The 12,683-nt window shown below is 63.0% G+C and carries 12 protein-coding genes; 10 read left to right on the top strand and 2 right to left on the bottom strand.

Going from position 1 to position 12,683, the window contains the following annotated elements:
- Positions 1 to 95: 95 nt before the first annotated feature.
- From NKI69_RS01830 to NKI69_RS01855, 6 genes are all read left to right on the top strand, one after another.
- The gene (locus NKI69_RS01830) at positions 96 to 1,265 is read left to right on the top strand and encodes an acyl-CoA dehydrogenase family protein (RefSeq protein ID WP_023811355.1); all 1,170 of its coding nucleotides are present in this window, start codon (positions 96 to 98) and stop codon (positions 1,263 to 1,265) included.
- A gap of 33 nt (positions 1,266 to 1,298) precedes the next feature.
- The gene (locus tag NKI69_RS01835) at positions 1,299 to 2,507 is read left to right on the top strand and encodes an acetyl-CoA C-acetyltransferase (RefSeq protein ID WP_127295300.1); all 1,209 of its coding nucleotides are present in this window, start codon (positions 1,299 to 1,301) and stop codon (positions 2,505 to 2,507) included.
- A gap of 14 nt (positions 2,508 to 2,521) precedes the next feature.
- Complete coding sequence (locus NKI69_RS01840) at positions 2,522 to 4,741, top strand: 3-hydroxyacyl-CoA dehydrogenase NAD-binding domain-containing protein (protein ID WP_023811353.1); 2,220 nt, start codon at positions 2,522 to 2,524, stop codon at positions 4,739 to 4,741.
- A 65-nt stretch (positions 4,742 to 4,806) separates the two neighbouring features.
- Positions 4,807 to 5,361: a thioesterase family protein gene (locus NKI69_RS01845; protein ID WP_023811352.1), complete on the top strand. Its 555-nt coding sequence runs from the start codon at positions 4,807 to 4,809 to the stop codon at positions 5,359 to 5,361.
- A gap of 115 nt (positions 5,362 to 5,476) precedes the next feature.
- On the top strand, positions 5,477 to 6,145 hold the full coding sequence (locus tag NKI69_RS01850) for a S24 family peptidase (protein ID WP_023811351.1): 669 nt from the start codon (positions 5,477 to 5,479) through the stop codon (positions 6,143 to 6,145).
- Positions 6,146 to 6,154: 9 nt separating this feature from the next.
- A complete protein-coding gene (locus NKI69_RS01855; protein ID WP_031213292.1) occupies positions 6,155 to 7,000 on the top strand; it encodes a hypothetical protein in 846 nt (281 codons plus the stop codon).
- Here NKI69_RS01855 and NKI69_RS01860 read toward each other — a convergent pair.
- A complete protein-coding gene (locus NKI69_RS01860; protein WP_023811349.1) occupies positions 6,966 to 8,612 on the bottom strand; it encodes a lysine--tRNA ligase in 1,647 nt (548 codons plus the stop codon). The two genes, NKI69_RS01855 and NKI69_RS01860, sit on opposite strands and share 35 nt — an antisense overlap.
- A 123-nt stretch (positions 8,613 to 8,735) precedes the next feature.
- On the opposite strand from NKI69_RS01860, the gene NKI69_RS01865 reads away from it, so the two are divergent.
- Entirely contained in the window at positions 8,736 to 9,185 is a 450-nt protein-coding gene (locus NKI69_RS01865; protein ID WP_352719733.1) for a tellurite resistance TerB family protein, read from the top strand.
- A 60-nt stretch (positions 9,186 to 9,245) separates the two neighbouring features.
- Here the strand turns inward: NKI69_RS01865 and NKI69_RS01870 are convergent, their stop codons facing one another.
- Complete coding sequence (locus NKI69_RS01870; RefSeq protein WP_023811348.1) at positions 9,246 to 10,094, bottom strand: ABC transporter substrate-binding protein; 849 nt, start codon at positions 10,092 to 10,094, stop codon at positions 9,246 to 9,248.
- 248 nt (positions 10,095 to 10,342) lie between these two features.
- Here NKI69_RS01870 and NKI69_RS01875 point away from each other — a divergent pair, with 248 nt between their 5' ends.
- The 3 genes from NKI69_RS01875 to NKI69_RS01885 all read left to right on the top strand — a co-directional run bounded on the left by NKI69_RS01875 (position 10,343) and on the right by NKI69_RS01885 (position 12,573).
- Positions 10,343 to 11,074, top strand: a complete 732-nt coding sequence (locus NKI69_RS01875) for a helix-turn-helix transcriptional regulator (protein ID WP_023811347.1) — start codon at positions 10,343 to 10,345, stop codon at positions 11,072 to 11,074.
- Between the two features lie 96 nt (positions 11,075 to 11,170).
- Positions 11,171 to 11,809 carry an acyl-homoserine-lactone synthase gene (locus tag NKI69_RS01880; protein WP_013533650.1) on the top strand — a complete coding sequence of 213 codons (639 nt, stop codon included), beginning with the start codon at positions 11,171 to 11,173 and terminating at the stop codon, positions 11,807 to 11,809.
- Between the two features lie 14 nt (positions 11,810 to 11,823).
- A complete protein-coding gene (locus tag NKI69_RS01885; RefSeq protein WP_013533649.1) occupies positions 11,824 to 12,573 on the top strand; it encodes an enoyl-CoA hydratase-related protein in 750 nt (249 codons plus the stop codon).
- The last annotated feature ends 110 nt before the right edge of the window (positions 12,574 to 12,683 follow it).

Here is a 12,683-nt window from a genome sequence, read left to right on the forward strand (position 1 = left end):
GAGGGGAGGGTGGCCCGAAGGGCCGGGAGGGGTCGTTGCGGCAGTGCGCCGGCTTCAGTTTCGATGATGCATCTCGGGAGGAGTATCATACCAGCATGACCAACCCAGCTGAAATCCTTGGCCTTCCGAAGCCCGCCTGGGCGGCGGACGAGGTCGGCATGCTCTACGACATGGCGCATCGCTTCATGTCGGAGGAGATCGCGCCGCGCTACGACGAGTTCGAGAAGAACGAGATGGTCGATCGCGAAAGCTGGCTGAAGGCAGGTTCCGCCGGCCTGCTCTGCGCCTCGATGCCGGAGGAATATGGCGGTTCCGGCGGCACATTCGCGCATGAGAGCGCTATCATCGAGGCCATCGGCCATGTCGGTGTCGACGGGTTCGGCATCGGCCTGCACAATTCGATCGTCGCCCCTTATATCCTCCACTACGGCTCCGAGGAGCAGAAAAAGAAATGGCTGCCGAAACTGGCGACCGGCGAGCTGATCGGCGCCATCGCCATGACCGAGCCCGGCGCCGGCTCCGACCTGCAGGGCGTCAAGACGCGGGCGCAGAAGGATGGCAACCAGTACAAGATCAACGGTTCCAAGACCTTCATCACCAATGGGCAGCTTGCGAACTTCATCATCGTCGTCACCAAGACCGATCCGGAGAAGGGCGCCAAGGGCACCTCGCTGATCGTCGTCGAGACCGACGAGGTCGAAGGTTTTCAGCGCGGCCGTAACCTCGACAAGATCGGGCTCAAGGCCAACGACACGTCGGAGCTGTTCTTCAACGACATGCGCGTGCCGACCTCCAACCTGCTCGGCCACGAGGAAGGGCAGGGCTTCGTCCAGCTGATGCAGCAACTGCCGCAGGAGCGACTGCAGATCGGCACCGGCGCCATTGCGATGATCGAGCGGGCGCTGGCGCTGACTATTCGTTACGTCAAGGAGCGCAAGGCGTTCGGCAAGGCGATCATCGATTTCCAGAACACCCAGTTCAAGCTGGCCGAACTCAAGACCGAGGCCACCATCGGCCGCGTCTTCTACAATGATTGCGTCACCCGCCACATCGCCGGCGGCCTCGATCCTGTGACCGCGTCGATGGCCAAGTACTGGCTCAGCGACCTGCAGGGAAAAGTAGTCGACGAATGCCTTCAACTGCATGGCGGCTATGGCTACATGAATGAATATCCGATCGCCCGCATGTTCCGCGACGCTCGCGTCCAGCGCATCTACGGCGGCACCAATGAGATCATGAAATTGCTGATCGGCCGCTCTCTCTGAGGGCAACGACCGGCAAACCCAAGGAGCAAGCAAATGGCTGAAGCTTATGTCTATGACGCTGTGCGCACACCGCGCGGCAAGGGCAAGAAGGACGGATCGCTGCACGAGGTGCCGGCGGTGCGGCTTGCCGCCAAGACGCTCGAGGCGCTGCGCGACCGCAATGGGCTCGACACCGGCAATGTCGATGACATCATCTTCGGCTGCGTCGATCCGGTCGGCGAAGCCGGCTCGGTCATTCCGCGCGCCGCCGCCTTCGAGGCCGGCTACGACACCAAGGCGCCCGGCATGCAGATCTCACGCTTCTGCGCTTCCGGGCTCGACGCCATCAATTTCGGCGCCGCCAAGATCGCGCAGGGCGCCGATGAGATCGTCATTGCCGGCGGCGTCGAATCGATGTCGCGTGTCGGCATGGGCGCCTCGGGCGGCGCCTGGTTCATGGATCCTTCGGTCGGCCTGCCCGGCTGGTTCGTGCCGCAAGGCATCTCGGCCGACCTGATCGCCACCAAATACGGCTTCAGCAGAGACGACGTCGACGCCTATGCGGTCGAGAGCCAGAAGCGCGCCGCCAAATCCTGGGCCGATGGCCGCTTCAAGAATTCCGTCGTCCCGATCAAGGACCAGAACGGCCTGACCATCCTCGACCATGACGAACATATGCGCCCGTCCACCGACATGCAGTCGCTGGCCTCGCTCAACCCGTCCTTCGTCATGCCAGGCGAAATGGGCGGCTTCGATGCCGTCGCCGTGCAGAAGCATCCCGAGGTGGAAGAGGTCAATCACGTCCATCATGCCGGCAATTCCTCCGGCATCGTCGATGGCGCCGCCGCCGTGCTGCTCGGTTCGAAGAAGGCGGGCAAGGCGATGGGGCTGAAGCCGCGCGCCCGCATCCGCACCTTCGCCAACATCGGCTCCGAGCCGGTGCTGATGCTGACCGGCCCGGTCGACGTCACCGAGAAGCTGTTGAAGCGCGCCAAGATGAAGCTCTCGGACATCGACCTGTTCGAGCTCAACGAAGCCTTCGCTTCGGTGGTGCTGCGCTACATGCAGGCGTTCGACATCGATCACGACAAGATCAACGTCAATGGCGGTGCTATCGCTATGGGTCATCCGCTCGGCGCCACCGGCGCGATGATCTTCGGCACGGTGCTGGACGAACTCGAGCGCCGCGATCTCAACACCGCTCTGGTGACGCTGTGCATCGGCGCCGGCATGGGAACCGCAACCATCATCGAACGCGTCTGACGGGGAGAGAAACGATGAGCTACACCAATTTCACCCTCGACATCGACGCCGACGGCATTGCGCTGGTCACCTGGGACATGCCTGGCCGCTCGATGAACGTTTTCACCGAAGAGGCGATGCGGGAATTGAACGCCATTGTCGACAAGGTGGCTGGTGATGCCGCCATCAAGGGCGCCGTGATCACTTCCGGCAAGGACACCTTCTCCGGCGGTGCCGACATCACCCTGCTGCAGAAGATGCTGACGACCTTCGCCGCGGAAAAGGGCAAGGACGCCGAAAAGGCGACCAAGGCGCTGTTCGACAATGCCGGCATGATGACCGGCCTGTTTCGCAAGCTGGAAACTTGCGGAAAGCCGTGGGTGTCGGCGATCAACGGCACCTGCATGGGCGGCGCCTTCGAATTGTCGCTCGCCTGCCACGGCCGTGTCGCCGCCGACAGCGACAAGGTGAAGATGGCGCTTCCGGAGGTGAAGATCGGCATCTTCCCGGGCGCCGGCGGCACCCAGCGCGTGCCGCGGCTGACCGATCAGCAGCAGGCGCTGCAGATGCTGACCTCCGGCCAGACACTGTCGCCGCAGAAGGCCAAGTCTATGGGCCTGATCCATGAGATCGCCGAGCCGGTCAGATTGGTCGAGACCGCCAAGGCGATGATCAGGAACGGCCTGAAGCCGGTCGCTCCTTGGGACGAGAAGGGTTTCAAGCTGCCCGGCGGCCCGATCTACTCGGTGGCGGGCGCCAATCTGTGGCCACCGGCCATCGCCATCCTGCGTCGCGAGACCTACGGCAACTATCCCGCCGCCGCCGCGATCCTCAAATGCGTCTATGAAGGCCTGCTGGTGCCGTTCGACACCGCCTTGCGCATCGAGCAGCGCTATTTCACCGAGATCATGCAGACCAGGGAAGCGGCGGCGATGATCCGCTCGTTGTTTGTGTCGCTGCAGGAACTGAACAAGGGCGCCCGCCGCCCGGCCGGCGTGCCCGAAACCAAGTTCAAGAAGGTCGGCATTCTCGGGGCCGGCTTCATGGGCGCGGGCATCGCCTATGTCACCGCCAAGGCCGGCGTCCCGGTGGTGCTGCTCGACCGTGATCTGGAGTCGGCTACCAAGGGCAAGGCGCATTCCGACGGCCTGATCTCGGATCAGGTTAAGAAGGGCCGCGCCAAGCCGGAGGACAAGGACAAACTGCTGTCGCTGATCACGCCGACGGCGGACTATGCCGACCTTGCCGGCTGCGATCTGGTGGTCGAGGCCGTTTTCGAGGATTCGAGCGTGAAGAAGAGCGCCACCGAACAGGCGGAAGCCGTGCTGAAGCCATCGGCGATCTTCGCGTCGAACACCTCCACCATCCCGATCTCGTCGCTGGCCAAGAATTCGGCGCGGCCGAAGAATTTCATCGGCATCCATTTCTTCTCGCCGGTCGACAAGATGATGCTGGTCGAGATTATTTTGGGCAAGAAGACCGGCGACAAGGCGCTGGCCACCGCGATCGACTTCGTTCGCGCCATCAAGAAGACGCCGATCGTCGTCAACGACACGCGCGGCTTCTACGTCAATCGCTGCGTGCTGCGCTACATGTCGGAAGCCTACAAGATGCTGATCGAGGGCGTTCCCGCGCCGATGATCGAGAACGCGGCGAAGGCAGCCGGCATGCCGGTCGGCCCCCTGGCGCTGACCGACGAGACCGCCATCGACCTTGCCCAGAAGATCATGAAGCAGACCATCAGGGATTTGGGCGACAAGGCGGTCGATCCCAAGCAGATGGCGCTGATCAACACCATGGTCGACGATCACGGCCGCTTCGGCCGCAAGAACGGCAAGGGTTTTTACGATTACCCGGCAAAGCCCGCCAAGAAGAAGCTGTGGCCGGGCCTTAGGGATCTCTATCCGCAGCTTGCACCCGAGAAGGTCGATTATGGGGAACTGCAGCAGCGGCTGCTGGTCACCATCGCGCTGGAAGCGGCGCGGGTGATGGAAGAAGGCATCGTCACCGACCCGCGCGAGGCCGATGTCGGCTCGATCCTCGCTTTCGGCTTCGCTCCCTACACCGGCGGTGCGCTGTCCTACATCGACGGCATCGGCGCCAAGGCGTTCGTCAAGATCGCCAAGAACCTGCAGAAGAAATACGGCGCCGAGTTCAAGGCGCCCAAGCTGCTGCTCGACATGGCCGAGAAGGGCGAGAGCTTCTACCAGCGCTTCGATCCCTATGCGAAAGGCGACGTGAAGCAGGCAGCCTGACGCATGAGCAAAATCAAGCGTCTTGCAGCGTCCTTTGCGCGTCCAAGAGGACGCGCGGCGCTGTAATGTATGTCTGGGCGCGCATGGTGCGCATGATGGCCACGGCACGCAGCCGTGGCCCCTATGTGATGGGCGGCGAAGGCCGGCTGGCTTTCCGCTGCCTGCCGACCGACATCGATTTCAACATCCATCTCAACAATGCGCGCTACATGATGCTGGCCGATCTCGGCCGCATCGACCTGTTTGTTCGTGCAGGCCTCATCACGCTGGCAAGGAAGAATGGCTGGGCGCCGATGATGGGCGGACTGCAGGCGGTCTATGCACGCGAGATCAGGCTGTGGCGCCGCTTCGAAGTGGTGTCCTCGATCGAGACCTGGGAAGGCACCCAGGTTGTCGGCAAGCACCGCTTCGTCCTCGACAATGGCGAGACGGCCGCGTTGATCCTGACGACGGCCGGCGTCTACGATCGCAAGGCTCGCAACTTCCTTGAGATTGACGAGGTCGTTGCGGCACTTGGTCGTGCCGTGAACCCGCGGCCACCGACGCAAACGGAGCGGATTTTCATGACATCGCACCAGGGTCTGCGCAGCTTGGCCAAGGGCGTCGATCGATCCCGGTAATCGGACTTTCCGCGATCGACGGGAACGTTTGCAACCACTCCACGACCGGTGGACAAAACGACATTCCAAGACTAGAAGGGAAAGGTATTTTTTCCTGCACCGAAGGAGAGCGAGCATGCTCTCGCACGACCGAGTCTGGGCTGCCATCGATGCTCTTGCCAAGCGCTATTCGCTTTCGGCCTCGGGTTTGGCCAAGCGTGCGGGGCTCGATTCCACTGCCTTCAACAAGTCGAAGCGTTTGTCGTCGGATGGCCGGCCGCGCTGGCCCTCGACCGAATCACTGGCCAAGATCATCGAGGCAACGGGCGCCTCACTCGACGAATTCACCGGTCTGATCGAAGGCCGGCCCGGGATAAGCAATGGTGCTTCGACCAGCCATGCCGCTTCGGTCGCCCGCAGAAGCTCCGTGCCGTTGCTCGGCTTTGCCCAAGCCGGCGCCGGCGGCTTCTTCGACGATGCCGGCTTTCCAGTCGGGCAGGGTTGGGATCTGGTCGAACTGCCGGCGCAATCGACCGAGAGCTCCTACGCGCTGCAGGTGCAGGGCGATTCCATGCTGCCGCTCTACCGCAATGGCGACGTCCTCATCGTCGAACCGGGCGCCGTCACCCGCAAGGGCGATCGCGTCGTTGTCAAGACCACATCAGGCGAGGTGATGGCCAAGGTGCTCGAGCGCCAGAGCCTCAAGTCGATTGCGCTGGTCTCGCTCAATCCCGATCATCCCGACCGCGACATTCCCATGCGCGATGTCGAGTGGGTGGCGCGGATTGTCTGGGCAAGCCAATAGGTCAAGCTGGTGCGGCTTCTCCATCATGCGCTGGCGGTTCTGATGGTCCCTGTGATGGCGGCCATGGTCGTCACCGGCGGTCGCACGTTGAAAGGAAGTGAAAGCGTCATTGCCGTGGACCAGCTTGATCCGGGCGCCGATACGATGGCGCAGCAGGCTGCCGGGACGGTGCCGCAGGAGCCGGCCACCTCAGCCATCGCAGCTCCACAGCCGCCGAAGCCGCATTCAAGGGCAATCGATCCCGAAATCGTCGCGCCGCCGGAACTGCCCGCCGACGGGCTTGAACGGGTCGAGCCGCGCGAGCCGTTGAGCAAGCTCGCGCTGGCTGTGCCACCCAAGCCGAAAATGCCTGACGATTGGAACGGCACAAAGCTGTTCCAGCCGGTTGCGCCGGCCGCCGGCCTGATCGAGGCAAAGGGTTACTCGGTCGCGGTTTCCGGCATCGATATCGTCAGGCAGGACGAGACCTGCAGCGAGGACGGCAAGCCCTGGCCGTGCGGCGTCCGGGCGCGGACGGCGTTCCGCGCCTTCCTGCGCGGCCGCGCGGTGGTCTGCACGGTGCCGCCGCAGGGTGGCCGCGACCTGATCGCAGCCGAGTGCCGGATCGGCAAGCAGGATGTCGGTCAGTGGCTGGTCGAAAATGGCTGGGCGCGCGCCGCCAAGGGTGGGCCCTATGTCGAGGCCGGCGACAAGGCACGCACGGCGAAGAAGGGCATTTTTGGGTCGGCGCCGAACCTTTCCGGCCTGCCGGCGATGCCGGCCGCACCGAGCCCGGCGCCTCAGGCGCCGAGTTCGATCCTGGAAGAGGCCGACGGCGTGCTCAAGCCAGCTGACCAGCCAGCGCCCGCTCAATGAGCGCACGTGTCTCGGCAACGCCATAGAGTGCTGCGAACGAGCCGAAGCGCGGGCCGCGCTCCTGGCCGATCAGCACCTGGTAGATCATCTGGAAGAAGGCGCCCGATACGCCGGGGCCGCCTTCCGGGCTCTGCTTGGAATGATCCTGATAGCGCTCGATCCTGCGTGCGACATTGAGCGAGGCGTTCTGGATCGCTTCGCCGCTGGCGTCCGCCGGCAGCGCGCCAAGCGCTTCGTCGAGGGCTGCCAGCGCCTCGCGCTCGACCTCGTCGGCGGGCCGGAAGGTTTTCGTCGGCTTCACGAAATCGTCGAAATAGCGGATCGCATGGCCGACCAGCCGGTCGAGCTCGGGATGCGTCTTTGGCGTCACGCCTTGCGTATGACGTGAAATGAACCCCCACAGCACATCCTTGTTCTGCGCGTTGGAGGCGCTGACCAGATTGAGCAGCAGCGAGAACGGCACCGGCATGTCGATCGCGGGCGGGTTGCCGTCATGCATGTGCCAGACCGGATTGCCCAGCCGTTCCTTCCAGTCCTGCCGGGGATAGGCGGCGAGGAACGTATAGTATTCGTCCACGGCCCGCGGGATGACGTCGAAATACAGCTTCTTGGCCTGCCGCGGCCGCTGGTACATGTAGAGCCCGAGGCTTTCGGTCGGCGCATAGGTCAGCCACTCGTCGATGGTCAGCCCGTTACCTTTCGACTTCGAGATCTTCTGGCCGTTCTCGTCGAGGAACAGTTCGTAGACGAAATGCTCCGGCGCCCGTCCGCCCAGAATGTTGCAGATGCGGTCGTAGACCACCGCATTGGTCTGGTGGTCCTTGCCGAACATTTCGAAATCGACGCCAAGCGCTGCCCAGCGCATGCCGAAATCCGGCTTCCACTGCAGCTTCACGCGGCCGCCGGTGATCGAAAGCGTGGTCTCGGTGCCCTCGTCGTCGAAGGTGATGGTGCCGGCCTTGGCGTCGACATGCTTCATCGGCACGTAAAGCACCCGGCCGCTCTTCGGCGAGATCGGCAGGAACGGGCTGTAGGTCGCCTGCCGCTCGGGCCCGAGCGTCGGCAGCATCACCGCCATGATCTGCTCATAGCGTTCGGCGGCGCGCAGCAGCATCGCATCGAAACGGCCGGCTTTGTAGTATTGCGTCGCGCTGGCGAACTCGTAGTCGAAGCCGAACGTGTCGAGGAAGCGGCAAAGCATCGCGTTGTTGTGGTCGGCGAAGCTCGCATAGTCGCCGCCGAAGGGGTTGGGGACCGACGACAGCGGCTTGTGCAGATGCGGCTCGAGCGCGGCGCGGTCCGGCACACTGTCGGGTATCTTGCGCATGCCGTCCATATCGTCGGAAAAGCACAGCAGCTTGGTCGCGACCTTGTCCTGCGTCAGGACGCGGAAGGCATGGCGCACCATCGAGGTGCGCGCCACCTCGCCGAACGTGCCGATATGCGGCAGGCCGGACGGCCCGTAGCCGGTCTCGAACAGGACTGTTTGCGGGAAGTCGGCGCCTTTGTAGCGCTCGATGATCTTTTTGGCCTCCTCGAACGGCCACGCCTTGCTTTCGGTCGCGGCCGCCAGTAGCTCGGGGTTGAGATCGATGATGTTTGATCCCGCCATGTCACAGTTTTCCAAATCATTTGCCGGCCCGAAGGCGGGCCGCAGCAAGGGTTTTTCAACCGGTCTCTAGGCGTGCAGCGCCGGAGCGTCAACGCGTGCGGCGCTTTTTCCTTGCGGTGCAGAATGGGCGTTCCTAACTTCGAGGTCCGGTTCGAGGAGAAAAAATTGCCGACACCTCATGAAGCCCTGATCTATCTGATGGTCATCACCTCGGCCTCCGACCGCGACATGACCGATGTCGAACTGGCGCGGATCGGCGAGGTCGTCCGCTCCTGGCCGGTGTTCGAGGACTTCAACCACGACAGGCTGGTCGGCGTCGCCCAGGACTGCCAGAAGCGCCTGCACGAAAAGCATGGGCTGGAGGGCGTGCTGGCTGAAGTCGCCGAGGTCTTGCCTGAGCGGCTGCGCGATACCGCCTATGCCGCCGCCTTCGAGGTTGCCGCCGTCGACCTCGAAATGCGCATGGAAGAAGTGCGGGTGCTGCAGCTGATCCGTCGTCAGCTCGATCTCGACACGCTGACGGTTGCTGCCATCGGCCGCGCGGCCAAGGCGCGGCTGCGCACGCTGACCTGAAAGTCCTTGGCCGGGCGCTGTTGAGATGCAGCTCAGGCCGGCAAAGCTGACGGAACCGGATCAGAAAAAACTGACCGGAAAGTAGCGCAGATAAAATTCCGCGAACGTGCCTTTCATCGAAATTTCCTGCAGCGCGTAATCGATCGCGGCGGCCAGCGCCGGATTGTCCGCTTTGGTGGCGATGGCCATGCCAGTGCCCAGATATTCGGGCGCCAGATAGGGCCCGCCGGCAAAGCGGCAGCAGCCCGCCGCGTCCGAGCCGCCCAGCCAGAAAGCCAGGCGCATGCCGTCGCCGAAGGCGGCGTCGACCTTGCCGGCCTTGAGATCGGCATAGAGGTCTTCCGGCCTGTCGAAAGGGATGACCTGAACCGTGCTGAAATAGTCGCGCAGCATGCGCTCATGCGCCGAGCCTGATATCACGCCGACACGCTTGCCGTGCAATTTGTCAAAGATGGGCTCGGTCAGTGCCTTGCTCTTCGGCATGATGAAGCGCGCTGGAAACTGTAGATAGGAGCGCGAGAAGGCGTAGGTCGTGCGCGATTCCGGTGTTGCGGCGATGCCGGCGATGATCGCCTCGCCTTCGTCTTTCCGCAGTGCGCCTTCCAGCTCGGCCCAAGGCAGGGCCTGGATCTGGCATTTTTCGACGATGCCAAGCTCGGCGCAGATGGCGCGTGCCAGATCGATATGGAAGCCGGACAGCTTTCCCGCACCGTCGAGGAAGTTGAAGGGCGGGAAGTCCGTGGTGGTCAGGAATCTCAGCCGGGGCAGCGTCGAAAGGTCTGGTTTGGGCAGCCGCTCCTTGGCATCCCACAGCATCGGAACCTGAGGCGCCGCGGCGCGCGCGCCGTCGGCGAACGACAGCAATCCGATCAGCATCGCAAAGGCGAAGGATCTCCACCGGAACGCCAAGATAAAACTCCGCCACAGTCGTGCTCGCACCGGTTTTGGTACGAAAATGGTACAGGCACAATGGTTTTTGATTTCAACCCGCCGATTTCAGGATATGATTCAACCGGTTTGCAAATCAGCTCCGGCCGCCTCGGTGAGGGAAGCCACAAAATAAGTATGCGATTTGCAATCCGTGGTCGGTGGCGAAGTGTAAATCAGGCACGCATCATTGGCCGCAATGCACGAGGCAACATGGGGTTGATGTTGCGATGGGTCAGTTCGATCGCACGCTGGAATACATAGACCAACTGCAGCACGCCGCAACGGCGGCGGCGGTCTGTGAAAGGCTGCTGGGCATAACATCGGATTTCGGTCTCACCGCACTGATGGCTGGAACCGTACCGCAGCCAGGCACGCCGGCCGGCCAGCAAAAGCAGCATGTGCTTCTCTGCGATTGGCCGGGAGAGTGGCTGGAGCGCTATGTCGCGCGCAACTATGTCGATCATGACCCCGTCGTCAGCCATATGAAACAGTTGCAGGCGCCCTTCCAGTGGCACGAGGCGTCGCAGGGCATCCGCATCGACAAGAGCAGCGGCGAAGTGATGGGCGATGCCGGCGCCTTCAAACTGCGTGATGGATTGGCCTTTCCGTTGATCACGCTCGACGGCCAGATCGTCATGGTGTCGCTCGGCGGCGAGGCCGTGGAATTGTCCGTCGCCGAATTCGGCCAGGTGTCGCTGGTCTCGACCTACGCGGTTGGCCGCGCCATGCAACTCCACACCATGGCGAACAGCACCATCGATCATATCGTGCTGACGCCGCGGGAGCGCGAATGCCTGCAATGGGCCGCCGTCGGCAAGTCCGAATGGGAGATTTCGCAAATCCTCGGCATTTCCGAACACACCTCGGAGAAACATCTTCTTAACGCCAAAAGCAAACTAGGTGCCGTCAACAGGGTGCAGGCCGTCGCGGAAGCGATACGGCGCGGCTACATTAGTTAGGTCGGCCGTGCCGACCTGGAATTTTTGCCTACGCGATCACGCAATTTTCTCATCAAAGCACGGCCGTATCTTCCTCTGAACGCAGGAGACGGCGGAATGCTTTTTTCCCTTACAACCCAGGAATTGATGGAACGTCCCGACCTTTGGGAGGCCGTCCATCGGTTGCGCTACAAGATATTCGTCGAAGAGATGGGGTGGGATGACCTCAGGCGGCCTGACGGGCTCGAACTCGACCAGTTCGATCACGACGAGGCGGTCCATCAGATCGTCATCAGGGGCGGTGAAGTGGCAGGTTATCAGAGGATGTTGCCGACGACGCGGCCACATCTGCTGACCGAGGTCTTGACCGATCTTTCCGAAGGAACGCCGCCATCGGGTCCAAACATCTGGGAATTGACCCGCTACGCGGTGGCTCCCGGTTTTCGTGACGGCCGTCGCGGCGTTTCGACCGTCGGCACCGAACTGATTGCCGGTTTCGTCGAGTGGGGGCTGAAGCGCGGCGTCGACAAGGTGATCATCGAGTTCGAGCCGATGTGGGTGCTGCGCGCCTTGCAACTGCATTTCCTGGCGACCCCGCTGGGCTATCAGCGCACCTATGGCAACCAGCAGGTCGTCGCCACTTTGCTGACCTTCAACGAACACACCCTCGATGTGGTGCGGTCGCGCCGCAATCATTTTGCTCCCGTGCTGGCCAGGGGATATCCCGACATGCTCGGGCAAAGGCGTGCGTCATGAGATCGGAGACAGTCATGAGCACACATCCGCAACCTGAACTTCGCAACCACACGCTGGTGGTCACCGTGTCGTCGAGTGACGGCCGGCCGGTGCTGGACAGGAGGGCCTATGAAAGCCTGGCAAGGACCTTCCATGAAGCCGCCGACAATGAGGAGGTTCGCGTCGTCGTGCTGCGCGGCCTGGCAGGCTGTTTCTGCCTGGGCGGCGACTTCTCCGAATTCCTCGACGCCACCAAGCACCAGAAACTGATCGCCGCCGTCACCGACCTGTTCCGCACGCTGGCGACGTTTCCCAAGCCCATCCTTGCCTGCGTCGATGGCGATGCCGTCGGTGTCGGCTGCACCATCCTGTTCCATTGCGATATGGTGATCGCGTCCGATGAGAGCACGTTCAGGGTGCCGTTCGTCGATTTCGGCCTGGTGCCGGACGCGGCGACCAGCATCCTGGCACCGCAGAAGCTCGGCTATGCCGGTGCCTTCCGCTTCTTCTGCCTCGGCGACACGCTTCGCGCCGAAGATGCCAGGGCGCTCGGCCTGGTCGCGGAGATCGTGCCGGGGGGCACCGTCGAGGAGGCAGCCCTTGGCCGGGCAAGACAACTCGTCAAGAAGCCGGTCGCCGCCTTGCTGCAGACGCGCGGCTTGCTGAAGGGGAACACCGAGGCCCTCTGCGACCGCATCGATCAGGAGATTTCGCTTTTCCAGCAGGCGCTGCAGGACGACACCACGCTGCGGCGATTGCAGCGCATCGCCCGGCTCGCGGCCTGAGCGAAAGCATCAAGGAACGCGGCCCCCCGGCCCCCCGCCGCCGCGCGGGGACGGGCAGACCGGCTTGCGGCGGCAAAAGGCCCGATGCCCCCTGAGCTTTATTGGGTCGT

Source organism: Mesorhizobium sp. M0491, from assembly GCF_040321265.1.
Taxonomy (GTDB): domain Bacteria; phylum Pseudomonadota; class Alphaproteobacteria; order Rhizobiales; family Rhizobiaceae; genus Mesorhizobium.

Coding starts and splice junctions, on each gene's coding strand:
- NKI69_RS01830 (WP_023811355.1), top strand. CDS start 96: ATGACCAACCCAGCTGAAATCCTTGGCCTTCCGAAGCCCGCCTGGGCG.
- NKI69_RS01835 (WP_127295300.1), top strand. CDS start 1,299: ATGGCTGAAGCTTATGTCTATGACGCTGTGCGCACACCGCGCGGCAAG.
- NKI69_RS01840 (WP_023811353.1), top strand. CDS start 2,522: ATGAGCTACACCAATTTCACCCTCGACATCGACGCCGACGGCATTGCG.
- NKI69_RS01845 (WP_023811352.1), top strand. CDS start 4,807: ATGTATGTCTGGGCGCGCATGGTGCGCATGATGGCCACGGCACGCAGC.
- NKI69_RS01850 (WP_023811351.1), top strand. CDS start 5,477: ATGCTCTCGCACGACCGAGTCTGGGCTGCCATCGATGCTCTTGCCAAG.
- NKI69_RS01860 (WP_023811349.1), bottom strand. CDS start 8,612: ATGGCGGGATCAAACATCATCGATCTCAACCCCGAGCTACTGGCGGCC.
- NKI69_RS01865 (WP_352719733.1), top strand. CDS start 8,736: ATGGGCGTTCCTAACTTCGAGGTCCGGTTCGAGGAGAAAAAATTGCCG.
- NKI69_RS01875 (WP_023811347.1), top strand. CDS start 10,343: ATGGGTCAGTTCGATCGCACGCTGGAATACATAGACCAACTGCAGCAC.
- NKI69_RS01880 (WP_013533650.1), top strand. CDS start 11,171: ATGCTTTTTTCCCTTACAACCCAGGAATTGATGGAACGTCCCGACCTT.
- NKI69_RS01885 (WP_013533649.1), top strand. CDS start 11,824: ATGAGCACACATCCGCAACCTGAACTTCGCAACCACACGCTGGTGGTC.